The sequence below is a fragment of the Mycobacterium sp. OTB74 genome, from assembly GCF_029892685.1.
In the GTDB taxonomy this organism is placed as follows: Bacteria; Actinomycetota; Actinomycetes; order Mycobacteriales; family Mycobacteriaceae; genus Mycobacterium.
On the sequence record NZ_JARXVD010000019.1, the window covers coordinates 11,102 to 35,659 of the forward strand.

The following is a 24,558-nucleotide window of genomic DNA, read 5'->3' on the forward strand; positions in this document are numbered from 1 at the left end:
AGTACAGGCGAGCGGTTCGCGCGGTAGCGAGGGAGAAGATGACGTGACGATCAACGAACACCACCGGGTGACCAGCGGCCGAACCAACGCACAGGGGGCTCCCAGCGCCGCCCTGAGCGGCTCCCGCGCCCTCGTCGACCAACTCAACGCAGGAGAGCCCTACGCGATCGCATTCGGGGGCCAGGGCGCCTCGTGGCTGGAGAACCTCGAAGAGCTCGTCAGCTCGGCCGGCATCGAATCCGAACTCAACGAAATCGCCGGCGAGGCGGCTCTGCTGCTGGAGCCCGTCGCCCGGGAGTTGGTGGTGGTGCGGCCGATCGGCTTCGAGCCGATGCAGTGGGTGCGCTCGCTGGCCGCTGACGAGCCGCTGCCGTCGGCCAAGCAACTGACCACCGCCGCGATCTCCGGACCGGGCATCCTGCTGGCCCAGATGGCCGCCATCCGCGCCGTGCAGCGCCAGGGCCTGGACCTGACCGGCACCCCGCCGGTTGCCGTCGCCGGACATTCCCAGGGCATCATCGCCGCCGAGTCGCTGAAGGCGGGCGGTACCCGCGACGCCGAGCTGCTGGCGCTGCTGCAGCTGATCGGCGCAGCCGGTTCTCTGGTGTCGCGCCGCCGTGGGATGGTCGGCCGGGGCGACAAGTCACCGATGGTGTCGGTCACCAACGCCGATCCGGAACGCATCGCCGAACTGCTGGAGGAGTTCTCCCAGGACGTGCGGACCGTCCTGCCGCCGGTCCTGTCCATCCGTAACGGCCGCCGCAGCGTCGTCATCACCGGAACCCCCGAACAGCTCGCCCGGTTCGAGCTGTACTGCAACAAGATCACCGAGAAGGACGAAGCCGAGCGCAAGAACAAGCTGCGCGGCGGCAGCGTGTTCGAGCCGGTGTTCAACCAGGTTCAGGTGGAGGTGGGCTTCCACACCCCGCGGCTGATCGACGGCATCGAGGTCGTCGACCGCTGGGCAGCCAAGATCGGTATCGACACCGAGCTGGCGCACCACATGACCGAGTCCATCTTCATCAAGCCCATCGACTGGGTCTCCGAGATCGAGCGGCTGCACGAGGCCGGCGCCCGCTGGATCATCGATCTGGGTCCCAGTGACACCGTCACCAGGCTCACCTCGCCGATCATCCGCGGCCTCGGCGTCGGCATCGTGCCCGCGGCCACCCGCGCCGGTCAGCGCTCGCTGTTCACCGTCGGCGCGGCGCCCGAGGTGGCGCCCGCGTGGTCCAGCTACGTGCCGTCCGCGGTCAAGTTGCCCGACGGCTCCGTCAAGCTGTCCACCAAGTTCACCCGCCTGACCGGCCGCTCGCCGATCCTGCTGGCGGGCATGACCCCGACCACCGTCGACGCCAAGATCGTCGCCGCCGCCGCCAACGCCGGACACTGGGCCGAGCTGGCCGGTGGCGGTCAGGTCACCGAGCAGGTCTTCGACGACCGCATCGCCGAGCTCACCCAGCTGCTCGAGCCGGGCCGGGCCATCCAGTTCAACTCGCTGTTCCTCGACCCGTACCTGTGGAAGCTGCAGGTGGGCGGAAAGCGCTTGGTGCAGAAGGCCCGTCAGTCCGGCGCGCCGATCGATGGTGTCGTCGTCACCGCCGGCATCCCGGAGCTCGAAGAAGCCGTCGCGCTGATCGAAGAGCTGCACGAGATCGGCATCACCAACGTGGTGTTCAAGCCGGGCACCGTGGACCAGATCAAGTCGGTCATCAAGATCGCCGCCGAGGTCCCGGGCAAGGAGATCATCGTCCACGTCGAGGGTGGCCGCGCCGGCGGTCACCACTCGTGGGAGGACCTCGACGACCTGTTGGTCAGCACCTACTCGGACCTGCGCAAGCAGTCCAACCTGACCATCTGCGTCGGTGGCGGTATCGGTACCCCGGAGCGGGCAGCCGAATACCTTTCCGGCCGTTGGGCCTTGGCTTACGGCTTCCCTCTGATGCCGGTGGACGGCATCCTTGTCGGCACCGCCGCCATGGCCACCCTGGAGGCCACCACCTCCCCGGCGGTCAAGCAGCTGCTGGTTGAGACCAAGGGCACCGATCAGTGGGTCGGCGCCGGAAAAGCCCAGGGCGGCATGGCTTCTGGCCGTAGCCAGTTGGGTGCCGACATTCACGAGATCGACAACACCGCATCGCGGTGCGGCCGGTTGCTGGACGAGGTTGCCGGTGACGCCGATGCCGTCGCGGAGCGCCGTGACGAGATCATCGCCGCGATGGCCAACACCGCCAAGCCGTACTTCGGCGACGTGGCCGACATGACCTACCTGCAGTGGCTGCAGCGTTATGTGGAACTGGCCATCGGCGACGGTGATTCGACCGCCGACACCAAGAAGGACCACTCGCCGTGGGTGGACATCACCTGGCGGGACCGCTTCCAGGAGATGCTGCAGCGTGCCGAGTCCCGGCTGAATGCCGCCGACACCGGCCCCATCGACACCCTGTTCGGCGCCAACGCGGAAGGCGAAGCGCTGCTTGAGGATCCGCAGCGCTCCATCGCCGAACTGCTGGCCCGTTACCCGGAGGCCGAGACGCTGCGGCTGCACCCGGCCGACGCCCCGTTCTTCGTCACGCTGTGCAAGACCCTGGGCAAGCCGGTCAACTTCGTCCCGGTGATCGACAAGGACGTGCGCCGCTGGTGGCGCAGCGACTCGCTGTGGCAGGCCCACGATGCCCGCTACACCGCGGACCAGGTGTGCATCATCCCGGGTACCCAGGCCGTTGCCGGTATCACCCGGGTCGATGAGCCGGTCGGTGAACTGCTGGACCGCTTCGAGCAGGCCTGCATCGAAGAGGTCGTAGCTGCTCTGGTGGCGAAGGGTGAGGCGCCGGTCTCCGTGGTTTCCCGCCGTCAGGCTCGTGCCGGCGGCACCGGTCCGCTAGCCGTGGTGCTGGACTCACCCGACGTGCTGTGGGCCGGCCGCACCGCCATCAACCCGGTCCACCGCATCGGCGCGCCGTCGGAGTGGCAGGTCAACGAAAACCGTTCGGCCACACACCCTTCCACGGGTGCGCGCCTTGAGCTCGACGGTGCTGACGTGGTGCTGAACGTTCCACTGTCGGACATCTGGATCACCATCCGCTTCACCCTGCCGTCGGCCACCGTCGACGGCGGTATGCCGGTGGTGACCACCGAGGACGCCACCGCCGCGATGCGTGCCGTGCTGGCCATCGCCGCGGGTGCCGACAGCGTGGATGCGCTGCCGCAGGTTGTCGACAACACCTCGACGCTGACGGTCGACTGGGACCCCGAGGAGGTCGCCGACCACACCGGCGTCACCGCGACGTTCGGTGCGCCGCTGGCTCCGGGCCTGACCCTGGTGCCCGATGCATTGGTCGGCCGCTGCTGGCCGGCGGTGTTCTCGGTCATCGGATCGGCTGTCACCGAAGACGGCTTCCCGGTCGTGGAAGGCCTGCTGAGCCTGGTCCACCTGGACCACGCCGCACATCTGCTGGCGCCGATGCCCGCCGAGCGTGCTGAATTGACCGTCACCGCAACGGCTTCGGCCGCGGTGGATACCGAGGTGGGCCGGGTCGTCCCGGTCTCGGTCACCATCAGCTCCGGTGATCCCGGCGACGGCACGATTCTGGCCACGCTCGAAGAGCGCTTCGCCATCCGCGGTCGTACCGGGGCTGTTGAGCTGACCGACCCGGTGCGGGCCGGCGGCGCTATCACCGACAACGCCACCGACACCCCGCGCCGTCGCCGTCGCGACGTCACCATCGCCGCGCCGACCGACATGAGTGCTTTCGCCGTCGTGTCCGGTGATCACAACCCGATCCACACCGACCGGGCTGCCGCACTGCTGGCCGGGCTGAAATCGCCCATCGTGCACGGCATGTGGCTCTCGGCCGCGGCCCAGCACGTGGTCACCGCGACCGACGGCAGGGCCACCCCGCCTGCGCGCCTGATCGGCTGGACCGCGCGCTTCCTGGGCATGGTGCTGCCGGGCGACGAGATCGACTTCCGGGTGGACCGCGTCGGTATCGACCGCGGCGCCGAGATCATCGAGGTCACCGCCAAGGTCGGCGGCGAGCTGGTGATGGCGGCGACCGCCCAATTGGCGGCTCCCAAAACGGTTTACGCGTTCCCGGGCCAAGGCATCCAGCACAAGGGCATGGGCATGGAGGTCCGTGCCCGCTCCAAGGCCGCCCGCAAGGTGTGGGACACCGCCGACAAGTTCACCCGCGACACCCTGGGCTTCTCGGTGCTGCATGTGGTCCGGGACAACCCGACCAGCATCATCGCCAGCGGCGTGCACTACCACCACCCGGACGGCGTGCTGTTCCTGACCCAGTTCACCCAGGTCGCCATGGCCACTGTGGCCGCGGCCCAGGTCGCCGAGATGCGCGAGCAGGGCGCGTTCGTCGAGGACGCAATCGCTTGCGGTCACTCGGTCGGCGAATACACCGCACTGGCCTGCGTGTCCGGCGTGTACGAACTGGATGCGTTGCTGGAGGTGGTGTTCCACCGCGGCAGCAAGATGCACGACATCGTGCCGCGTGACGAGCGCGGCCGGTCCGACTACCGACTGGCGGCAATCCGGCCGTCGCAGATCGACCTCGACGACGCCGATGTCACCGACTTCGTCGCCGCCATCGCCGAGCAGACCGGCGAGTTCCTGCAGATCGTGAACTTCAACCTGCGCGGCTCGCAGTACGCGATCGCCGGCACGGTGCGCGGCCTGGAGGCGCTGGAGGAAGAGATCGAGCGCCGTCGCGAGATCAGTGGCGGCAAGCGGTCGTTCATCATGGTCCCCGGCATCGACGTGCCGTTCCACTCCGAGGTGCTGCGGGTCGGTGTCGCCGACTTCCGGCGCTCGCTGGAGCGCGTCATGCCGCGCGGTCAGGACCCGGCGCTGATCGTCGGCAAGTACATCCCGAACCTGGTGCCGAGGCTGTTCACCTTGGACCGGGACTTCATCCAGGAGATCCGCGACCTGGTGCCGGCCGAGCCGCTCGACGAGATCCTGGCCGACTACGACACCTGGATCAACGAGAAGCCGAGCGACCTGTGCCGCACGGTCGTCATTGAGCTGCTGGCCTGGCAGTTCGCCAGCCCGGTGCGCTGGATCGAGACCCAGGACCTGCTGTTCATCGAAGAGGCCGCCGGTGGTCTGGGTGTCGAGCGGTTCGTCGAGATCGGTGTGAAGGCCGCCCCGACGGTTGCCGGCCTGGCCACCAACACCCTCAAGCTGCCCGAGTACTCGCACAGCACCACCGAGGTGCTCAATGCCGAGCGGGACGCCGCCGTGCTGTTCGCCACGGACACCGACCCGGAACCTGAGGACGACATCGCTTCTGCCGCTCCGGAAGCCGACACGACTCCGGTGGAAGCCGTTGCCTCAGCACCGGTTCCGGCCGCCGCGCCGGCCGCTCCTTCTGGCGGACCCCGGCCGGAGGACATCGGCTACGACGCTTCGGACGCCACCATGGCGCTGATCGCGCTGTCGGCCAAGATGCGTCTCGACCAGATCGAGCCGCTGGATTCCATCGAGTCGATCACCGACGGTGCGTCGTCGCGGCGTAACCAGCTGCTGGTGGACCTGGGTTCGGAGCTGAACCTGGGTGCCATCGACGGTGCCGCCGAAGCCGACCTGGCCGGCCTCAAGGGGCAGGTCACCAAGCTGGCTCGCACCTACAAGCCTTTCGGCCCAGTGCTTTCCGACGCGATCAACGACCAGCTGCGCAGCGTGCTCGGCCCGTCGGGCAAGCGTCCGGCCTACATCACCGAGCGGGTCACCAAGACCTGGGAGCTGGGTGAGGGTTGGGCCAAGCACGCCACCGTCGAACTGGCCCTGGGTACCCGCGAGGGCTCCAGTGTCCGTGGCGGCGATCTCGGCGGGCTGCATGACGGCGCGCTCGGCGACGCGGCTTCGGTCGATCGGGTCATCGACGCTGCGGTCTCGGCTGTCGCCGCACGCCGCGGTATCGCGGTGTCGCTGCCGTCGGCCGGCGGTGCCGGTGGCGGTGTCGTGGACTCGGCGGCGCTGAACGAATTCGCCGAGCAGGTCACCGGACCTGACGGTGTGCTGGCCTCGGCTGCCCGCCTGATCCTGGGCGAGCTGGGTCTCAACGCCCCGGTCAGCCTGCCGGAGGCGACCGATTCGGAGCTGGTCGATCTGGTCACCGCCGAATTGGGTTCGGACTGGCAGCGGGTCGTCGCACCGGTCTTCGACGGCCGCAAGGCGGTCCTGTTCGACGACCGGTGGGCAAGTGCCCGTGAGGATCTCGCGCGCATCTGGTTGCTCGGCGAGGACGAGATCGATGGCGACTGGGCACGCTTGTCCGCAAGCTTCGAGGGTGCCGGACACATCGTTGCGACCCAGGCGAATTGGTGGCAGGGCAAGGCCCTGGCCGCGGGCCGCACCATCCATGCGGCGCTGTACGGGCGGGCCGCCGCCGGTGCGGAGAACCCGGAGCCGGGTCGTTACTCCAACGAGGTGGCTGTTGTCACCGGTGCCTCCAAGGGCTCGATCGCTGCATCGGTGGTCGGTCAGCTGCTGCGCGGCGGTGGGTCGGTCATCGCGACCACCTCCAAGCTGGACGACGATCGGCTGGCGTTCTACCGGACGCTGTACCGCGACCATGCCCGCTTCGGCGCGCAGCTGTGGGTGATCCCGGCCAACATGGCCTCCTACAGCGACATCGATGCGCTGGTCGAGTGGGTCGGCAATGAGCAGTCCGAAAGCCTTGGGCCGCAATCGATTCACCTGAAGGACGCGCAGACCCCGACGCTGCTGTTCCCGTTCGCTGCACCGCGCGTGGCCGGCGACCTGTCGGAGGCCGGTGCGCGTGCCGAGATGGAGATGAAGGTGCTGCTGTGGGCCGTGCAACGGCTCATCGGCGGGCTGTCGCATCTCGGTTCCGAGCGCGACATCGCCTCGCGACTGCACGTCGTGCTGCCGGGTTCGCCCAACCGCGGCATGTTCGGCGGTGACGGCGCCTACGGCGAGGCGAAGGCGGCGCTGGACGCGGTGGTCGCTCGCTGGAAGGCCGAAACCTCTTGGTCGCAACGGGTTTCGCTGGCACACGCACTGATCGGCTGGACCAAGGGCACCGGCCTGATGGGCCACAACGATGCGATCGTGGCAGCCGTTGAGGAAGCCGGCGTCACCACCTACAGCACCGACGAGATGGCGGCCATGCTGCTGGATCTGTGCAACATCGAATCGAAGGTGGCCGCCGCCCGCGAGCCGATCCAGGTCGACCTGACCGGTGGGCTGGGCGACATCGAACTGGACATGGCCGAGCTGGCTGCCAATGCTCGCAAAGACATGGTGGCCGAGTCGGCTTCGGCGGTCGAAGACGATGTCGAAGGGACCATCTCGGCGCTGCCGTCACCGCCGCGTGGCTACCAGGCCGCACCGGCGCCGGAGTGGGCCGATCTGGACATCGACCCGGCCGACATGGTGGTGCTGGTCTCCGGTGCCGAGCTCGGCCCGTACGGCTCGTCGCGCACTCGCTTCGAGATGGAGGTCTCCGGTGAGCTGTCGGCCGCGGGCGTCCTGGAGCTGGCCTGGACCACCGGGCTGGTGAAGTGGGAGGACGACCCGAAGCCGGGCTGGTACGACACCGCGACCGGTGACATGGTCGACGAGTCCGAGTTGGTCGAGCGCTACCAGGACACGCTGCTGGAGCGAATCGGCATCCGCGAGTTCGTCGATGACGGCGCGATCGATCCCGATCATGCGTCGCCACTGATGGTTTCGGTGTTCCTGGACAAGGACTTCACCTTCGTAGTGTCGTCCGAGGCCGACGCCCGAGCCTTCGTTCAGTTCGACCCCGAGCACACCGTCATTGCGTCGGTACCAAACAGCGCCGACTGGCAGGTCACCCGTCAGGCCGGCACCGAGATCCGGGTTCCGCGCAAGGTGAAGCTGTCGCGGACCGTCGGTGCGCAGGTGCCGACCGGGTTCGACCCCAAGGTCTATGGCGTCACGCAGGACATGGTCAGCAGCATCGACCGACTGGCGTTGTGGAACCTGGTCACCACCGTCGATGCGTTCCTGTCGGCGGGCTTCAGCCCGGACGAACTGATGCGCTGGGTGCACCCGAGCATGGTGGCCTGCACGCAGGGCACTGGCATGGGTGGCATGACCTCGATGCAGACCATGTACCACGGCAACCTGCTGGGCAAGAACAAGCCGAACGACATCCTGCAGGAAGTCCTGCCGAACGTCATCGCCGGTCACGTGGTGCAGTCCTACATCGGCAGCTACGGCGCCATGATCCACCCGGTGGGCGCCTGCGCCACGGCCGCGGTGTCGGTCGAAGAAGGCGTCGACAAGATCCGTTTGGGCAAGGCCGATTTCGTGGTCGCCGGTGGCTACGACGACCTGACGCTGGAGGCCATCATCGGCTTCGGTGACATGGCGGCCACCGCCGACACCGAGATGATGCGCGCCAAGGGCATCAGCGACTCGAAGTTCTCCCGGGCCAACGACCGCCGTCGCCTGGGGTTCGTCGAAGGCCAGGGCGGTGGCACGGTTCTGTTGGCGCGCGGCGACCTCGCGGTGCAGATGGGTCTGCCGATTCAGGCTGTGGTGGGCTATGTTTCGTCGTTCGGTGACGGTGTGCACACCTCGATCCCGGCCCCCGGCCTTGGTGCGTTGAGTGCCGGCCGCGGCGGCCGCGAGTCGCAGTTGGTGCGCGATCTGGCCAAGCTGGGTGTGACGCCGGATGACATCGCGGTGATCTCCAAGCACGACACCTCGACGTTGGCCAACGACCCGAACGAGACCGAGCTGCACGAGCGCTTGGCCGCGGCGATGGGCCGGTCGGCGGGCAACCCGCTGTTCATCGTCAGCCAGAAGAGCCTGACCGGGCACAGCAAGGGTGGCGCGGCCGCGTTCCAGATGCTGGGCCTGTGCCAGGTGCTGCGCGACGGCATCATCCCGCCGAACCGCAGCCTGGATTGCGTCGACGACGAACTGGCACATGCGTCCCACTTCGTCTGGGTGCGTGAGCCGCTGCGCTTCGGTGAGAAGCTGCCGCTCAAGGCCGGTCTGGTGACCAGCCTCGGGTTCGGTCACGTGTCGGGCATGATCGCGCTGGTGCACCCGCAGGCGCTGGTGGCCGCACTCGATCCGGCCGAGCGGGACGACTACCTGCGGCGGGCGGGCGAGCGCGTACTGGCCGGTCAGCACCGGTTGGCATCGGCGATCGCCGGCGGTCGTCCGCTGTACGAGCGGCCCGCCGACCGGCGCTTCAACCACGATTCGCCGGAGAAGCGTCAAGAGGCTGACATGCTGCTCGATCCGCAGTCGCGCCTCGGCGAGGACGGCTGGTACCGCCGACCGTGAGCCCTTGCGGAGTACCGGAATTCGGTCGACTAGGTTGGTGCCCATGGGCATCTTAGGTGTGGGCATCGACCTGGTCTCGATTCCGGACTTCGCCGAGCAGGTCGACCAACCCGGCACCGTCTTTGCCGAGACGTTCACCCCGGGTGAGCGCCGCGACGCCGCGGACAAGAGTTCGTCGGCGGCGCGGCACCTGGCGGCGAGGTGGGCGGCCAAGGAGGCCGTGATCAAGGCGTGGTCCGGGTCGCGGTTCTCCAAGAAGCCCGTGCTGCCCGAGGGCATTCACCGCGACATCGAGGTGGTGACCGACATGTGGGGCCGTCCGCGCGTGCGGCTGTCCGGCGAGATCGCTGAGCATCTCAAGGGCGTGGCCATTCACGTGTCGCTGACCCATGAGGGCGATACCGCCGCGGCCGTGGCGATTCTCGAAGAGGCCTAGTTGTCACTGCGCAGAGATGGCCGTTTATGACGGATTTCGACTGGCATTCATCAGAAACCGCAACCTCGGCGCCAGGTAACCTGCCTGCGTGAGTGATCTCATCGGTGCCGTTCGTGATGTGCTGCCCTCGGTGCGAGCCGATCTGGAGGACCTGGTTCGCATTCAGTCGGTGTGGGCCGACCCGGCCCGTCGGCCCGAGGTGCAGCGCAGCGCCGAACTGACCGCGAAGCTGTTGTCGGATGCGGGTTTCGGCGACGTGCGGATCGTTCAAGAAGGCGGTGCGCCGGCGGTCATTGCGCATCACCCAGCCCCGCCAGGCGCGCCGACTGTGCTGCTCTACGCCCATCACGACGTGCAACCCGAAGGTAATCAGTCGCAGTGGGCTTCAGAGCCTTTCGAACCCACCGAACGGGACGGGCGCCTGTATGGCCGCGGCAGCGCCGACGACAAGGCCGGTATCGCAACACATTTGGCGGCCTTCCGGGCGCACGGTGGCAATCCGCCGGTCGGGGTGACGGTCTTCGTCGAGGGTGAAGAGGAGTCCGGTTCACCCTCGCTGGGCGCGTTGTTGGCCGCGCACAAGGACGCACTGGCGGCCGATGTCATCGTGATCGCCGACTCGGATAACTGGAGCACCGAGATTCCGGCGTTGACGGTGTCTCTGCGTGGTTTGGCTGACTGCGTGGTGGAGGTGGCCACTCTCGAGCACGGCCTGCACTCGGGTATCTGGGGTGGGGTGGTGCCCGACGCGCTGAGCGTTCTGGTGCGACTGCTGGCCAGCCTGCACGACGACGACGGCAATGTCGCAGTTGCGGGGTTGCACGAGGGGACCGCCGCTGACGTGGACCGCGGGCCGGACTGGGTCGCTGCCGAGGCCGGCACGCTCGACGGTGTGCAGCAGATCGGTTCCGGTTCAGTGGCACAGCGACTTTGGGCCAAGCCGGCGATCACTGTCATCGGGATCGACACCACGCCGATCGACAAAGCGTCCAACACGCTGATCCCCAGTGCCCGCGCCAAGATCAGCCTGCGGGTTGCGCCGGGCTGCGATGCGGCCGCGCATCTGCAAGCACTGACCCGGCACCTGGAAAGCCATGCACCGTGGGGTGCCAAGGTCACGGTGACCCCGGGTGAGGTCGGACAGCCCTATGCCCTCGATGCCAGCGGTCCGGTGTACGACGCGGCGCGGGCGGCATTCACCCAGGCCTGGGGAGTGGCCCCGGTCGACATGGGGATGGGCGGGTCTATCCCGTTCATCGCCGAATTCGCCGCAGCGTTCCCGCAGGCCACCATCCTGGTGACCGGCGTCGAGGATCCGGGCACCCAGGCGCACAGCATCAACGAGAGCCTGCATCTCGGCGTGTTCGAGAAAGCGGCGACGGCTGAGGCGTTGCTCTTAGACGCGCTCGCGCGCTAGGGGCTACTCGGGGCCCTGGGTCAGAACGCCTCCGGGTCTTCCCGAACTGCCGCGGGAACCGGGTGCTGATACAGCCGGGAAGCGTTCTCCCAGGTGATCTTTCGGATCGCGTCGGACGGTAGGTCACCGATCTCGTCGTGAATGGTCTGCTGGGTATGTGGCCACGTCGAGTCGCAGTGCGGGTAGTCGGCTTCCAACATGATGTTGTCCAGCCCGATCCGATCCCGCTGGACGAACGACGACTGATCCTCTACCGCACAGAACCAGAAGTTGCGCACGAAAACTTCTGCCGGGGTGAGCTTCTCGCCGAGACGTTCCCAGGTGCCGTACATGGCGTGATAGCTGAGCATGTGATCGAGGCGGTCGAGAAGCCCGGCCACCCAGCCGATGCCGCCTTCGGACAGGCAGATTTTCAGGTCCGGAAACCGGCTCGGCAGACCGGAATACAACCAGTCCACTGCTGCTGAAATCGCATAGGCGAAGAACAACACACCTTGGACGTCTGGGGGAGCGTCCGGGGTGGTGGACGGCGACGACCCCGACGAACCGATGTGCAGATTCACCACCGTTCCGGTGTCGGCGCAGGCAGCCATCATCGGATCCCAATACCCGGAATGGATGCTCGGTAGTCCCAGCATGGCCGGGTTCTCACTGAAAGTCATTGCGTGGAAGCCGCGTTCGGCGTTCTCGTAGATCATCTTGGCGCCGAGCTGCGGGTCCAGCAGCCATGGCAGTTGGCAGGGGATGATCCGGTCCGGGTAGGAGCCGGCCCACACTTCCAGATGCCAGTCGTTCCATGCCCGCACCGATGCCAGGGCCAGGTCGCGATCAGTGGTGACCTGCTGCAGTCGCTGACCGGCGAACCCGGGAAGAAATGACGGGAAGTTCAGTGACGCGTAGACCCCGTTGAGGTCCATGTCCCGCACCCGGGCGTGGATATCCCAAGCGCCCCTGCGCATTTCGTCGAACCGCACCGGCTCGAAGCCATATTCGGACACCGGCCGGCCGACCACCGCGTTGAACCCGACATTCGGCAGCTCTTTGCCGTCGTATACCCAGGTCTGCCCGCCGGTGTCAGTGTCGACGACCCGCGGCGCCCGGTCCGCGAATTTGGCCGGCAACCGCCCGATGAATGTGTCTGGCGGCTCGACGATGTGGTCGTCCACCGAAATCACTGTGTACCGACGCTTGGCGCGCGGTGGGTCCGGCAGTAGTGTGACGGTCCGGTCCGCGCCCGTTTTGGCCGTCGTAAAATCGAGGTTGGTGGCCAGCTCGTCAATAGATTTCATTGCAGTGCCTTACTGAAGAACGGCCGGGTCGGCCTTGATGGTCATCCGCGCTGCGCCGGCCCAGTACACGTCGGCCGCCCGCTCGATCAGCGAGGACTTCATGCCCACCATGTCCGACCACTTCATCTCGGTGGGTTTGAGGCCGGTGAGCAGTACGTCGTAGGCCAGCTTGCACACACGCTCGATGGAGGCCGCCCGGTACACCGCTTCAGCCAGGTTGCGACCGGTGGCGATGACGCCGTGGTTGGCCAGGATTGTCACGTTGGCCGAGCCGATCCGCGCAGCCAATTCTGCTGCGCGCGAGCGGCTGTCGACCTCACCGTCGTACTCGTCGACCAGGCAGAGGTCATCGAGGAACAATGAACCGGTCTGGTGCACGAACTCGGGTAGCCGTCCGAGCGCCGCCACCACGCACACGTAATACGGGTGATTGTGGATGACCACTCGCGCATCGGGCCGGGCTCGGTGCAGCTCGGTGTGAATATGGATGGCCGGAGTGACGTCCCACTTGCCGCGCACCACGCTGGCGTCCTCGTCGACCACGCAGACGTCGGAGGCGCTGACCTCCTGCCACCACAAACCCCATGGGTTGACGTACATCTCGGTGCGGCCGTCAGGCTGCCAGGTGATGTGGCCTGCCAGGTTTTCGGCGAAACCGATTGTGGCAAGGTGCCGGAACGCGATGGCCATGGCCTGTTCGTCGGACAGGTCGACGCCGATGGGCGGGGTCACCGACGGAGCCCACACTTCTAATCCGCCACGGCGCGGTTCAGCAGCGGTCATTTCCGTCTCCCATCCGGGCTCTAATATCCTCGCGGAGTTCGCCTTTGGCGACCTTTCCTCCCGACGACCGGGGCAGCTCGTCGAGCACGATGAGCCGCTCCGGCAAAAGCTCCTTTGAAACCCCTTGTGCCAGCAGATGTGCGCACAGCTCCACCAGATCCAGCGTGGTCGACCCGACGAGTTCGGCATAGACACAGACCTTTTCGCCGAACACCGGATCAGGCATGGCGACCGCGGCCACCACCGCAACTGCGGGATGGGTGGTGACGTAGTCCTCGACCTGATTGGCGCTGATGTTCTTGCCGCCGCGCACAATGAAGTCGGACGTCCGGCCGGTGACCCGCAGATAGCCTTCGGAATCGATCTCGCAGATGTCGCCCATCCGCATCCACCCGTCCTGGGTGAACAGCTTGTCGTGATCGGTGCCGCCGAGGTAGCCCAGGCTGGTGGCCGGGCCACGGCAGGCCGGCTGACCCCGCCCCATGGAGGTGACGTCGTCGTCGCCCTCGAACAGTCGGACCGCCATGTCAGGAACGATGCGGCCACCGGTGCGCAGCCGGTGTTCCAGCGAATCCTCCACCGTGGTGCCACTGAGCAGACCGGTCTCGTTGGACCCGTAGAACTGCAAAATCTTTGCACCGGTGAGCTTTTCGAACTCATCGGCTGGGCGGTAGGGCAGGGCCTCGCCGCCGGTGAACACCACGCGCAGTGAGCTCAGGTCATACTCTCGGGCTGCCGGGTCGGCCATGATCATGGTTAATTGAGTACTGACACAACACAACACGGTGACTCGGTGCTTCTCGATTGCCGCACAGGCCGCGGCCGCGCTGAAGCGCTCCAACAGTATTGCGGTGGTGCCCAGGAAGATCGGGGTGGTGTGGCTGGTCCACAGGCCGAAACCGAACGGGGTGGGAATGACCGGGAGGAATACGTCGTCGGAGGTCAACAACCCATTGGCGACCGCCTGCTGATGGAAGTAGTACCAACGGTTTTGGGTGTGCACAACGCATTTGGGCAGACCGGTGGTGCCGGAGGTCGAGTTGATCAGGAAGACGTCGTCGGGGCCGAGTTGCGATTGCGCGGGTACCGCCCGGTGCCCAGCGCCCAGTGACAGCTGCGACAAAGTCAGCGACGGGCAACCGAGCTCGATCGCTACCAACCGTGTGGCCTCAGCGCGTTGCGGGTCGCTGATCACCAGCTGCGGCTCGGCGCCGCGCAGGATGGCCGTCACTTCGCGGGTCCCGGCGCGGGCGCCGATGCCGACGACTACGGCGCCGCACCGTTCGATGGCCACGAACAGCACGTGGATGGCGGCGGTGTCACCGTGCCACACCGCGACCCGGTCGCCGCGGGTGACGCCAACGCCGGTCAATTCCTGCGCCAAAGTATCTGCGGCAGCATCGAATTCACGCCAGGTCAGCGGCGAGGCGGGGTGGTCGCAATACGCAACACGATCCGGAGTGCCGGCGGCATTCGCCCGAACCGCGTCGGACAACGTCGTATCTGACCACCAGCCCACGGCGCGGTAGTGCGCCGCTTCATCGGCGGTGAAAGCGGGTGAACCCGCGATCGCAACCACGGGTCGAGTGTGCCAGACCCGGCTGCGATGTATAGGCGGTTAGACCGACAGGTCTCGGCGCAGCTTGGCGACGTGTCCGGTGGCCCGCACGTTGTACTGTGCCACAGCGATCTTGCCGTTCTCATCGACTAGGAACGTCGAGCGGATGACGCCCTGAACGGTCTTGCCGTACATGGTCTTTTCGCCGAAGGCGCCCCATTCGGTGAGCACCTTGCGCTCTGGGTCGGACAGCAGCGGGAAGGCCAGCCCCTCGGCATCGCGGAACTTGGCCAGCTTCGCCGGCTTGTCGGGGGAGATGCCGATGACGTCCAGTCCGGCGTCGTTGAGTTCGGCGAGGCTGTCGCGGAAATCGCAGGCCTGTTTGGTGCAGCCCGGGGTGGATGCGGCTGGGTAGAAGTACACGATCACCTTGCGGCCCGCGTAGTCGGACAGTTTGACGGTGTTGCCGTCGGCGTCGGGCAGGCTGAACGCGGGAGCCTTGGCGCCCACTTCGAGTCGGGGGGTCGGTGCCACCGTCGTGTCCCTTCTGTTGGCCAGCGCGCAGATTATCGATCCGGCTGAACTAGGGTAGTGCGCCAAGGAGCAACGCGAGTTGGAGGGCTGAAGTGGCGGACCGGAATCCTGACGACATCAAGCAGGACATCGATCGGGCGCGGGATCAGTTGGCGTCCACGGTGGATGCACTCGCTGAGCGGGCGAACCCCCAGAAGCTGGCAGATGACCTAAAAGCCCGTGTGCTGGCATTTGTGTCCAAGCCTGCGGTGATCGTGTCGGCCGCCGGGCTGGGCACGGTTGTGCTTGTGCTGGTGGTTCGCAGAATCCGGAACTGAACCCGGGTTTCAATTACCGCGGCGCGGGGTCAGCCAGCCCGGCAACCAACTGCGCGGCGGGGAGGCTTGCAGGCCGATGCGGCTGCAGTTGTGAACTGCGACGATTTCTTCGTCGATGGTGCCGGCGTCTGAGGCTTCGTGCGGGGAGCCTGCTCCGCTTGACATCAGCTAACCCATCCTCGTCGTCGACAACATTCACAAAGCGGACCTTCACAACTTCGCAGCTAACTATAGCTTACTGTGCTTTCCCTGATTTTCGCAGCTAGTCGCTGTGTTCGCTCAGTCACGGGCGACCAACATTTGACATTTGCGTGGAGGCTACCCGGTGTTGTATACGGTGTCGCCAGCACATTCGGAATTTTTGCTGGGTGTTCTGGATGTCGTGCAGGTCGGGACTTCGGGATGGCCAAAGACGGGCCATAGACGACGGACCGCGGAGCGGGGATTGCGATGGCGTTCGGATCATCGGCCGGCGCCTCTGACCTCACGATTTCACCTTGCGGCCATGGGGCTGTTAGGGTCTTTCACGCGCGCCGTTAGCTCAGTTGGTAGAGCAGCTGACTCTTAATCAGCGGGTCCGGGGTTCGAAACCCTGACGGCGCACAACACAGAGGCCCTCACTTCGGTGAGGGCCTCTTCTGTTTCTCAGTGCTAAGTGTCGAGGTGCTCCTTTGTGCTCGCCAAAGTGGTTGACCAACCAGGTTGGTCAACCTAGTCTGATTGGGTGGCGACGATCGTGAAAGTTCAGGAGGCCAAGACGCGGCTGTCCGCCCTGCTCGCAGAGGTCGAGGCCGGCGCGGACATCGTGATCGCCCGCGGCGACGTTCCCGTGGCGCGTTTGGTGCCAGTGAACAAGCCAGGTCCGCGCGTGATGGGATTCCTTGGGTATCGCGTCCCGGAGAGCTTCTTCGACCAGTTGCCAGACGAGGAACTCGGGGCGTGGGAGAGCTGAAAGAGGGCTACCTCCTGGACACCCACGTCCTGTTGTGGCTGCTGACCGAACCTGCCCGATTGTCCGACCCAGCAAGGCAGTTGCTTGAAGATCCGTCGAACCGGCTCTACGTCTCTGCGGCCTCCGCATGGGAGATCGCAACCAAGACCCGGCTGGGCAAGCTGCCCTTGGCGGACAGCGTCACCATGGGCTACGCACAGCACCTGCGTCGGGCCGACGTTGAAACCATCGATGTGTCATCGGAGCATGCGATCCTTGGCGGGGCGATCGGTTGGGGACATCGCGATCCTTTTGACCGGGTGATTGCGGCGACGGCAATGGTTGAGGGACTGGCGCTGGTGTCGTCTGACGCATTGTTCGGCCGACTCAATGGTTTACGCGTCATCTGGTGACGCGGCGATTGCTCTAACGTAGGCGCCGTGCGGAGGCTTCGGGCATGACCGTGAACGGCTCATCCGACGAACTTCGGCGCAGCTTAGGGGTTTTCGACGCGGTCGTCGTCGGCCTCGGGTCGATGATCGGCGCCGGCATATTCGCAGTTCTCGGCCCGGCTGCCCGCGCCGCGGGATCGGGGCTGTTGCTGGGGTTGGCGATTGCGGCGGCGGTGGCCTATTGCAACGCGACATCGTCGGCGCGATTGGCTGCGCTGTACCCCGAGTCCGGCGGTACCTACATCTACGGTCAGCGGCGCCTGGGCGAGTTCTGGGGTTATCTTGCGGGATGGGGCTTCGTCGTCGGCAAGACGGCCTCCTGTGCTGCCATTGCGTTGACCGTGGGTTTCTACGTGTGGCCGGCGTACGCCCACGAAATCGCCGTTGCGGCTGTCGTGGCGCTGACGGCGGTGAACTACTTCGGTGTGCAGAAATCGGCGTGGCTGACGCGGATGATCGTTGTCGTCGTGCTGTCGGTCTTGGCGGCTGTGGTCGTGGCGGTATTCACCTCAGGGGGCGCCGCGGCAGATCGGTTGGCCATCGATTCGTCGGCGTCCGCCCGCGGCGTTCTGGAAGCAGCTGGATTGCTGTTCTTCGCCTTCGCGGGATACGCCCGGATCGCCACGCTCGGTGAGGAAGTCAAGGACCCGGAACGCACTATCCCTCGGGCCATTCTGCTGGCATTGGGCATCGCGCTGGTCGTGTATCTGGTGGTCGCCGTAGCGGTGATTGCTGTCCTCGGCCCGGACAGGCTTGCGGCTTCTTCGGCACCGTTGGTCGACGCAGTACGCGTCGTCGGGGTGGGGTGGCTTGTTCCGGTGGTGCGTGTGGGTGCTGCTGTCGCCGCTCTGGGATCGCTACTGGCGCTGATCCTCGGGGTGTCGCGCACGTCGCTGGCCATGGCGCGCGACGGGCACCTGCCGCATCAACTCGGTGCCGTGCATCAGCGATACCGAGTCCCGCACCGAGCAGAGATTGTGGTGGGCGTCATCGTGGCGGTGTTGGCGGCGACGACCGATGTTCGTGGTGCCATTGGCTTTTCATCGTTTGCGGTGTTGGTCTACTACGCCGTCGCCAATGCTTCGGCGTTCACCTTGACCACCGACGAGGGCAGGCCGCCGCGCTGGACGCCTGTTGTCGGCATCGTCGGGTGTCTGAGCTTGGCGGTCTCGTTGCCATGGGCGTCGGTCGTCGTCGGAGCCGGCGTGATCGCGTTGGGCGTCGTGATCTACGCAGTCCGTCGGCGTCTGTGACGGACTTTCGCGTCATCGAGAACGAAAACCCAAGCGGCAGAGCATCTTTACCTCTGACGTAATCGACGTGCTGCGCTTCGACCGGCAAGCTTTGAGCTGACCACCCGATACGAAAGAAGGTCAGCATGAACGACATCGTCACGGCATATCTGCAGACGTGGAATGCCACCGATCCGGAGCAGGTGCGCGCACTCCTCGGCGAGCATTGGGCGCCCGGGGCCACCTATACCGATCCCACGGCCGACGTGAGCGGTCATGGCGCCATCTCCGAGATGATCGGCGCGGTGCACACCCAGTTCCCCGGATTCGTCTTCTCGCTCGTCAGCGGTCCGGACAGTCACCACAACCAGGCCCGCTTTCAGTGGGGGCTGGGACCGAAGGGGGAGCAGCCGCCGGTCGTCGGGTTCGATGTGCTGGCAACCGACGCCGACGGTCGCATCCGGACGGTGCACGGATTCTTGGACCAGGTGCCGAGCTGACGGGGCGCGGGCAAGCGGTACGGAGCCGAGCGACATAGGTAAACAAAAAGGTCAGGGGGCGAAATCGCCCCCTGACCTGTCAGGGGTGGCTGACGGTGTTCGGCTGGATACCACCTGACTTCTCTTTTGCGGAGCGGTGTCAATAACGATGTCAGTGTTCACTGACATCACCATGTCTCCTCATTGAGGTGCCGTATGTCACAATCGTCCTGGTCGTCGAACAGACATCAGGGAACGAGGATGTAGCTCAGACCCGGGCCGCTTTTTATGTGTCGGGTGTCAAACTGGCGGAAGCCGACGGTGTGATATCCGTTGTCTTTGGTGCCGCCTCGGCCGTAGTTCATTTCGGTGATAGTGAGATCGTTGCCGTTAACAGCATCGACCCAGGCGACGTGTCCATATGGGTTGCCTGCGGCCGCGGCGTCAAACACGACGAGTGCACGGGGCTGAGGGTCGGAGACGACCGTCCAGCCGGCGCCTCTGGCTTGCCCGGCCCAGTCCGCTGCGGGGCCGGTAAGAGCCGAGATGTAGTAGCCGGCGTGACCGTGCACCTGCTCCTGGGCGCCGTAGGTGCAATAACCGATCAGATCGGGCGTGTCGAACGGATTGTGTTCGGTGGTAGCCCCCTTGGTCCGGCCTGCAGGTGACGCAGGTGCCGCCTCGGCGGCCGGTGCCGACACGTCCCCTCCGCCGTCGCAGTCCTTAGTGACGTCCTTGAGCGTGCCGGTCTCAATGTCGACGTCGGCAACGAAGTTGTTGTCAGACGTCTTGTACCAGAGGGTGTCCCAGCCACCCGGGATGTTGAAGCTGAAAAAGCCTTTGACCGCCTGGCCCCGTTTCGAACAGAGCAGGGTCAGCTTCTCACCGGGGTTGTACCAGCCGCTCTGATGGGAGTTCAGGTTCGGTTCGGACATGCGTTGTGTCCTGGCCTTGACTGTGGCGACAGGATCAGCCGATGCGGTGCCAGCGAGCGCAACACAGGCTGCGGCACCGGTCAGCAAAGCCATCGCCGTCGTGGCGAGCCGTCGTGACAGGCTGTCGGCTGCACGACCTGACGTCGTTGTGGTGAACTCACTAGGGGACATGACCACCCTTTCATCGGTCGGCGGCGGGTTTTCACGACGTCGGCTTCTGTCTGACCGTTGAGAGCATTACAGGACCACCACGCCTTGAGAATCGACCGTTCGACCGACAACTGACCGGGCGAGGCTGCGGTCTAACGCAACCGCGACAGCCTGAGGTCGCTGGGCCTGGCCCCACCGCCGATGTTACGTATCACGAGCAAGATGTTGTCGACCAAATTCGCTCGCAAGACTGAGTCGCGCTAGCGGTGGGTCTTGGTCTATCTCCCCGTGGCAGCCGCAGCGAAAATGCTCTGTGGCACAACACATTCGCTCGATCAATTGCAGTTGCACGCAAAGACTTTCGGTGCCAGGCCGAACGGATACAACGGCAAACGCCCCGCCGATGCGATCTCTGGGCTTAACTGGGCCACGTGAATCTCTATGACCGAGATGGCCGGAAGATTCCGATCGAGTACCAGTTCAACCTAAGCCAGTACCCGAATGACCGGATGGCCTGTGACCAGCGGGTGGCCCGCCACGAAGTCGGCGCCCACGTCGTCTCGACGGTCTGGCTGCTGGGCATTGACCACAGGGGATTGCAGGGCGGTGGCCCGGTCAACCTTCCGGGGAGCGGCCCGATGATCTTCGAGACCGTGGTGTCCGGCCCGCGCTGGAACGAGGAGCGGCGCCGGTAACTTGACCGAAGAGCAGGCCATGCGGGGCCACCTGGAAGTTCTGGACGCCCTGCGGGATGGTTTCCCGCCGTTCCCGTGGCTGACTGACGACGGCGCCCAGGCACCCTGAACGGTTGAAGCAGTACGCAGTCGGGGATGGTGGTGCCAGCTATAGAGGTGGTAGCGGCGCTTCATGAGTCAGGTGCGGAGCGTCACTGGCCATGGACGATTGTGCCTGTAATGGACGGCCAGGCTGCGAAGATGTCGGTCGGACCCAAACGTCTGTCGGCACCGAAGGTGTGTAAGGGTCGGCTGGATTCATACCCACCGGAACGGGCAAGGGGCGCAAGGTCGCTCAGGGTGTGGTAAGCGCTCATGCCATCACCTGGGCGGTTACGTCAGGCCACTCCAGCGCTTGCGTGGCGAGTTGTTCACGGGCAATCCGGCCCGCTGCGACGAGCGCCCCGAAATTCCCGTCAACTCGCGGACGCGTTTCCCGGTGATGTGCAACTACGATGCACCTTGATAGCCCGGGGGTGCGACTGTCCACTACGGAGCGGACCTTATGTTGCGCTAAGGGTGCAAGGGTCTCTGAGAATGAAAAAGGTCAGGGGGCGAAATCGCCCCCTGACCTGTCAGGGGTGGCTGACGGGACTCGAACCCGCGACACCCAGGATCACAACCTGGTGCTCTACCAGCTGAACTACAGCCACCATTGCCGCGCGAAGCGGCGTCGTAGATATTAGCGGCTCCGGCGCGCTAAGCCGAATCGGTTTCCGTCGCGTCGTCCGTCGGAGGCCGCAGTTCACCGGCTACCGCAGCAATTTCGCTGGTAGAAGGGCCGGGGGCGGGCACGAACGCGGTGCCGCGGTAGTACTGCAATTCTCGGATGGATTCGTGAATGTCGGCCAGCGCGCGGTGCGCCAGCCCCTTGTCGGGCTGACCGAAGTAGATGCGCGGGTACCAGCGGCGGCACAGCTCCTTGATCGAGCTGACGTCGATCATCCGGTAATGCAGGTAGTCATCGAGCGTCGGCATGTCGCGGGCGATGAAGCCGCGGTCGGTGGCGATCGAATTGCCGCATAGCGGTGCCGTTTTGGCCGCTTTCACATGCGTGGTGATGTAGTCGAGCACCATCTGCTCGGCCTGGGCCATGGTGGTGGTCGAGGTGCGAACCTCCTCGATCAGCCCGGAGCGGGTGTGCATTTTCATCACCACGTCGACCATTCCGCTCAGTGCATCGTCGTCGGCGTGGATCACCACGTCGACGCCGTCGCCGAGCACGTTCAAGTCGCTGTCGGTGACCAATGCTGCGATCTCGATCAGCTTGTCGGACTTGAGGTCAAGGCCGGTCATCTCGCAGTCGATCCATACCAGTTCGTCACGCACAGCGTTCAACAGTATTCGCAGGTCGAATCGCGGGTGTTTACACCCGCCGATGAGGCGATTGAACAAGTACTGTCAGGCTTCATGACCACAGACTCAAATGCCGCCGCGGCCCAGCAGATCGCCGCCGGTTACGCGGCCACGGGCCAGGCGTTGAATTTGGGCTCCATTGTTGTGGACGGCACCGTCGATTCGTCGGCCGAGGTGCGGATTCCGCTGGCGACCGTCAACCGGCACGGTTTGATCGCGGGCGCTACCGGCACCGGTAAGACCAAGACTCTGCAGGTCATTGCGGAGCAGCTTTCGACAGCCGGGGTTCCGGTGGTGATGGCCGACGTCAAAGGCGATCTGTCCGGCCTGTCCCGCCCAGGGGAAAGCAACGACAAGGTGACCCAGCGGGCCACCGACACCGGCGATGACTGGACGCCGACGGCGTTCCCGGTTGAGTTTCTTTCGCTGGGGACCAGCGGCGTGGGTGTCCCGGTACGTGCAACGGTAACCAGCTTCGGGCCGATCTTGCTGTCAAAGGTGTTGGGGCTCAACCAGACTCAGGAGTCGACACTCGGGTTGATCTTTCACTGGGCTGACCAGAAGGGCCTGCCGCTGCTGGATCTGAAGGACCTTCGGTCGGTGATCCAGTACCTGGTCGGCGACGAAGGCAAAGCTGAGCTCAAGACGCTCGGGGCCGTGTCGCCGGCCACGGCCGGGGTAATCCTGCGCGCGCTGATCAACCTGGAAGCCGATGGCGCCGACACCTTCTTCGGCGAGCCCGAGCTCAAGCCCTCGGACCTGATGCGCCTCGACAGCCAGGACCACGGGATCATCACACTGCTGGAACTGGGCGATCAGGCTGCCCGCCCGGTGATGTTCTCGACGTTCCTGATGTGGGTATTGGCTGACTTGTTCACCGAGCTGCCCGAGATCGGTGACGTCGACAAGCCCAAGCTGGTGTTCTTCTTCGACGAGGCGCACCTGCTGTTCACGGATGCGTCGAAGGCGTTCCTGGAGCAGGTCGAGCAGACCGTCAAGTTGATCCGCTCCAAAGGCGTCGGCGTGTTCTTCTGCACCCAGCTGCCCACCGATGTGCCCAACAACGTGCTCAGTCAGTTGGGTGCGCGCATCCAGCACGCCATCCGGGCATTTACCGCCGACGATCAGAAGGCCCTGACCAAGACCGCCAAGACGTACCCCAAATCCACGGTCTACGACCTGGAGACCGCTCTGACGTCGTTGGGCATCGGCGAGGCCATCGTGACGGTGCTCTCGGAGGTAGGCGCTCCCACTCCGGTCGCGTGGACCCGGTTGCGTCCGCCGCGCTCGCTGATGAGCGCCATAGGTGACGACGCCATCAAGGCTGCTGCGCAGGCCAGTCCGCTGCAGGCCGAGTACGGCCAGACCATCGATCCGGACTCGGCGTACGAGCGACTGGCAGCCAAGCTCGGTCTGCCGCCGGTCGGTGCGGCGCCCGCTGATGCGTCGACCGGCGCGCCTGCCGACGCGCCGCCTGCCGAGCCCGAGGAAATTCACGCCTCCGGTACGGCCGAGGTGGCGACCGAAGGCCCAGGTGTGGTCCAGGAGGTGTTGGCGAGCTCGGCGTTCAAGAGCTTCCTGCGGTCGGCGGCGACCGTGGCCGGGCGGGAGATCACCCGCAGCATCCTGGGCACCGCCAACAAGCGGCGGTAGGCGCCGGGCGGGTGGTTGCACCACCGGCCCCTGGGAAACACAAACCGTCGGTGTGTCCGCGTCTGCTCGACAACAACTCTGTCGCACAGACGCGGGCAAACAGTCGCACCTCTAGATGCGGCGCCGCGCGCGGGAAGTGGGGCGTGCGCGGCCGCTTACTGCCCGCCGAGCTTCTTGTAGACCGCACCCACGATGGGCGCCACGATTGCCCGAGGGCCATACCCACTGGCCACCGACATGGCCTTGGACGTCAGACCCGGCACCACGCGCATCTTGTTCTGCGCCAGGCCATCCAGGGAGATCTTGGCCGTGTACTCGGTGTCAATCCACAGGAAGTCCGGGATCAGCCGTTCCACCAGCGACTGCTCGGACGGGTCCGGCAGCTCGGTGCGCACCGGCCCGGGCGCCAGCAGGGTGACATGGACACCGTGCGGCTTCAGCTCGCCGCGTAGCGACTCGCTGAAGGTATTGGCGAACGCTTTGGAGGCCGCGTACGTCGCGTTGTTCGGAATCGGCGAGTTGCCGGCCACCGAGCCGGAGATCAGGATGCCACCCGCGCCGCGCGAGACCATGCCGGGCAACACCGCGAGCACCAGGTCGTGTACGCCTTGCACGTTCAGCTGAACCTGGGCCTTCTCACCCTCGGCCGACAGGCTGGCGACGGTACCGAAAGTGGCGGTGCCGGCATTGGCGCACAGGATCGAGATGTTGCTTTGCGCCAACTCGGCACACAGCTTGTCGCGGTCGGCGGGGTCGGTCAAGTCGCACGCGCGGACCTCAACCGTCACGCCGTACTGCTGTGACAACCGTTCAGCCAGTGAGCTCAACACGTCGGCGCGGCGCGCGGTGACAATGAGGTGGTGTCCCCGCGCCGCGAGTTCGGTGGCCAGTGCCTCGCCGATGTTCTGGGAGGCGCCGGTGACGACGGCGCGGGCATCGGGGCTGGGAGCGGGTAACGGCATGACCCCAATCGTAGGGACCAATAGAGTGGCCGC

18 protein-coding genes and 2 tRNA genes are annotated in these 24,558 nt (G+C 65.7%); 11 read left to right on the top strand and 9 right to left on the bottom strand.

The genetic code is table 11. The features are described from left to right. Positions 1-43 precede the first annotated feature (43 nt). The 3 genes from M2432_RS22035 (at position 44) to M2432_RS22045 (ending at position 11,160) form a co-directional block, all read left to right on the top strand. Positions 44-9,307 carry a type I polyketide synthase gene (locus tag M2432_RS22035; RefSeq protein WP_280828972.1) on the top strand — a complete coding sequence of 3,088 codons (9,264 nt, stop codon included), beginning with the start codon at positions 44-46 and terminating at the stop codon, positions 9,305-9,307. 43 nt (positions 9,308-9,350) lie between these two features. Further along, a complete protein-coding gene (locus M2432_RS22040; RefSeq protein ID WP_280828973.1) occupies positions 9,351-9,743 on the top strand; it encodes a holo-ACP synthase in 393 nt (130 codons plus the stop codon). Positions 9,744-9,831: 88 nt separating this feature from the next. Then, on the top strand, positions 9,832-11,160 hold the full coding sequence (locus M2432_RS22045; RefSeq protein ID WP_280828974.1) for a dipeptidase: 1,329 nt from the start codon (positions 9,832-9,834) through the stop codon (positions 11,158-11,160). Between the two features lie 20 nt (positions 11,161-11,180). On the opposite strand, the gene M2432_RS22050 is transcribed toward M2432_RS22045, so the two are convergent. The 4 genes from M2432_RS22050 to bcp are packed head-to-tail and all read right to left on the bottom strand — an operon-like array spanning position 11,181 to position 15,324. Then, complete coding sequence (locus tag M2432_RS22050) at positions 11,181-12,449, bottom strand: amidohydrolase family protein (protein WP_280828975.1); 1,269 nt, start codon at positions 12,447-12,449, stop codon at positions 11,181-11,183. A 9-nt stretch (positions 12,450-12,458) separates the two neighbouring features. Next, positions 12,459-13,232 carry a class II aldolase/adducin family protein gene (locus tag M2432_RS22055; protein WP_280828976.1) on the bottom strand — a complete coding sequence of 258 codons (774 nt, stop codon included), beginning with the start codon at positions 13,230-13,232 and terminating at the stop codon, positions 12,459-12,461. Continuing rightward, positions 13,219-14,811, bottom strand: coding sequence for a class I adenylate-forming enzyme family protein (locus M2432_RS22060; protein ID WP_280828977.1), 1,593 nt, complete (start codon positions 14,809-14,811; stop codon positions 13,219-13,221). The genes M2432_RS22055 and M2432_RS22060 overlap by 14 nt, the downstream gene beginning before the upstream one ends. Before the next feature lie 39 nt (positions 14,812-14,850). Next, complete coding sequence (bcp, locus tag M2432_RS22065) at positions 14,851-15,324, bottom strand: thioredoxin-dependent thiol peroxidase (RefSeq protein WP_280828978.1); 474 nt, start codon at positions 15,322-15,324, stop codon at positions 14,851-14,853. A 92-nt stretch (positions 15,325-15,416) separates the two neighbouring features. Here bcp and M2432_RS22070 point away from each other — a divergent pair, with 92 nt between their 5' ends. Next, positions 15,417-15,641: a DUF3618 domain-containing protein gene (locus M2432_RS22070; protein ID WP_280828979.1), complete on the top strand. Its 225-nt coding sequence runs from the start codon at positions 15,417-15,419 to the stop codon at positions 15,639-15,641. Between the two features lie 9 nt (positions 15,642-15,650). On the opposite strand, the gene M2432_RS22075 is transcribed toward M2432_RS22070, so the two are convergent. Further along, a complete protein-coding gene (locus tag M2432_RS22075) occupies positions 15,651-15,806 on the bottom strand; it encodes a hypothetical protein (RefSeq protein ID WP_280828980.1) in 156 nt (51 codons plus the stop codon). Positions 15,807-16,171: 365 nt separating this feature from the next. On the opposite strand from M2432_RS22075, the gene M2432_RS22080 reads away from it, so the two are divergent. The 5 genes from M2432_RS22080 (at position 16,172) to M2432_RS22100 (ending at position 18,756) form a co-directional block, all read left to right on the top strand. Then, positions 16,172-16,244 (top strand) — tRNA-Lys (locus M2432_RS22080). A 121-nt stretch (positions 16,245-16,365) separates the two neighbouring features. Beyond that, positions 16,366-16,593: a type II toxin-antitoxin system Phd/YefM family antitoxin gene (locus M2432_RS22085; RefSeq protein WP_280828981.1), complete on the top strand. Its 228-nt coding sequence runs from the start codon at positions 16,366-16,368 to the stop codon at positions 16,591-16,593. Beyond that, the gene (locus M2432_RS22090; RefSeq protein WP_280828982.1) at positions 16,581-16,985 is read left to right on the top strand and encodes a type II toxin-antitoxin system VapC family toxin; all 405 of its coding nucleotides are present in this window, start codon (positions 16,581-16,583) and stop codon (positions 16,983-16,985) included. Before M2432_RS22085 ends, M2432_RS22090 begins: the two co-directional genes overlap by 13 nt. Before the next feature lie 44 nt (positions 16,986-17,029). After that, positions 17,030-18,277, top strand: a complete 1,248-nt coding sequence (locus M2432_RS22095) for an APC family permease (RefSeq protein WP_280828983.1) — start codon at positions 17,030-17,032, stop codon at positions 18,275-18,277. A 125-nt stretch (positions 18,278-18,402) separates the two neighbouring features. Then, the gene (locus M2432_RS22100; RefSeq protein ID WP_280828984.1) at positions 18,403-18,756 is read left to right on the top strand and encodes a nuclear transport factor 2 family protein; all 354 of its coding nucleotides are present in this window, start codon (positions 18,403-18,405) and stop codon (positions 18,754-18,756) included. 227 nt (positions 18,757-18,983) lie between these two features. On the opposite strand, the gene M2432_RS22105 is transcribed toward M2432_RS22100, so the two are convergent. After that, complete coding sequence (locus M2432_RS22105) at positions 18,984-19,670, bottom strand: CHAP domain-containing protein (RefSeq protein WP_280828985.1); 687 nt, start codon at positions 19,668-19,670, stop codon at positions 18,984-18,986. A 581-nt stretch (positions 19,671-20,251) separates the two neighbouring features. Between M2432_RS22105 and M2432_RS22110 the strand changes: the two genes are divergently transcribed. Beyond that, a complete protein-coding gene (locus M2432_RS22110; protein WP_280828986.1) occupies positions 20,252-20,515 on the top strand; it encodes a hypothetical protein in 264 nt (87 codons plus the stop codon). Positions 20,516-21,134: 619 nt separating this feature from the next. Here M2432_RS22110 and M2432_RS22115 read toward each other — a convergent pair. Both M2432_RS22115 and orn read right to left on the bottom strand, forming a co-directional pair. After that, positions 21,135-21,207: transfer RNA gene (locus M2432_RS22115), tRNA-His, on the bottom strand. A 46-nt stretch (positions 21,208-21,253) separates the two neighbouring features. Beyond that, positions 21,254-21,883: an oligoribonuclease gene (gene orn, locus M2432_RS22120; RefSeq protein ID WP_280828987.1), complete on the bottom strand. Its 630-nt coding sequence runs from the start codon at positions 21,881-21,883 to the stop codon at positions 21,254-21,256. Between the two features lie 81 nt (positions 21,884-21,964). Between orn and M2432_RS22125 the strand changes: the two genes are divergently transcribed. Continuing rightward, on the top strand, positions 21,965-23,563 hold the full coding sequence (locus M2432_RS22125) for a helicase HerA-like domain-containing protein (RefSeq protein ID WP_280828988.1): 1,599 nt from the start codon (positions 21,965-21,967) through the stop codon (positions 23,561-23,563). Between the two features lie 155 nt (positions 23,564-23,718). On the opposite strand, the gene cmrA is transcribed toward M2432_RS22125, so the two are convergent. Continuing rightward, complete coding sequence (gene cmrA / locus M2432_RS22130; protein ID WP_280828989.1) at positions 23,719-24,525, bottom strand: mycolate reductase; 807 nt, start codon at positions 24,523-24,525, stop codon at positions 23,719-23,721. Positions 24,526-24,558 lie beyond the last annotated feature (33 nt).

What these genes read in the sequence shown, in the direction of transcription:
- M2432_RS22075 (WP_280828980.1), bottom strand. Translation starts at nt 15,806, where the DNA reads ATGTCAAGCGGAGCAGGCTCCCCGCACGAAGCCTCAGACGCCGGCACC.
- cmrA (WP_280828989.1), bottom strand. Translation starts at nt 24,525, where the DNA reads ATGCCGTTACCCGCTCCCAGCCCCGATGCCCGCGCCGTCGTCACCGGC.
- M2432_RS22050 (WP_280828975.1), bottom strand. Translation starts at nt 12,449, where the DNA reads ATGAAATCTATTGACGAGCTGGCCACCAACCTCGATTTTACGACGGCC.
- M2432_RS22040 (WP_280828973.1), top strand. Translation starts at nt 9,351, where the DNA reads ATGGGCATCTTAGGTGTGGGCATCGACCTGGTCTCGATTCCGGACTTC.
- M2432_RS22125 (WP_280828988.1), top strand. Translation starts at nt 21,965, where the DNA reads ATGACCACAGACTCAAATGCCGCCGCGGCCCAGCAGATCGCCGCCGGT.
- M2432_RS22105 (WP_280828985.1), bottom strand. Translation starts at nt 19,670, where the DNA reads ATGTCCGAACCGAACCTGAACTCCCATCAGAGCGGCTGGTACAACCCC.
- M2432_RS22095 (WP_280828983.1), top strand. Translation starts at nt 17,030, where the DNA reads ATGACCGTGAACGGCTCATCCGACGAACTTCGGCGCAGCTTAGGGGTT.
- M2432_RS22100 (WP_280828984.1), top strand. Translation starts at nt 18,403, where the DNA reads ATGAACGACATCGTCACGGCATATCTGCAGACGTGGAATGCCACCGAT.
- M2432_RS22055 (WP_280828976.1), bottom strand. Translation starts at nt 13,232, where the DNA reads ATGACCGCTGCTGAACCGCGCCGTGGCGGATTAGAAGTGTGGGCTCCG.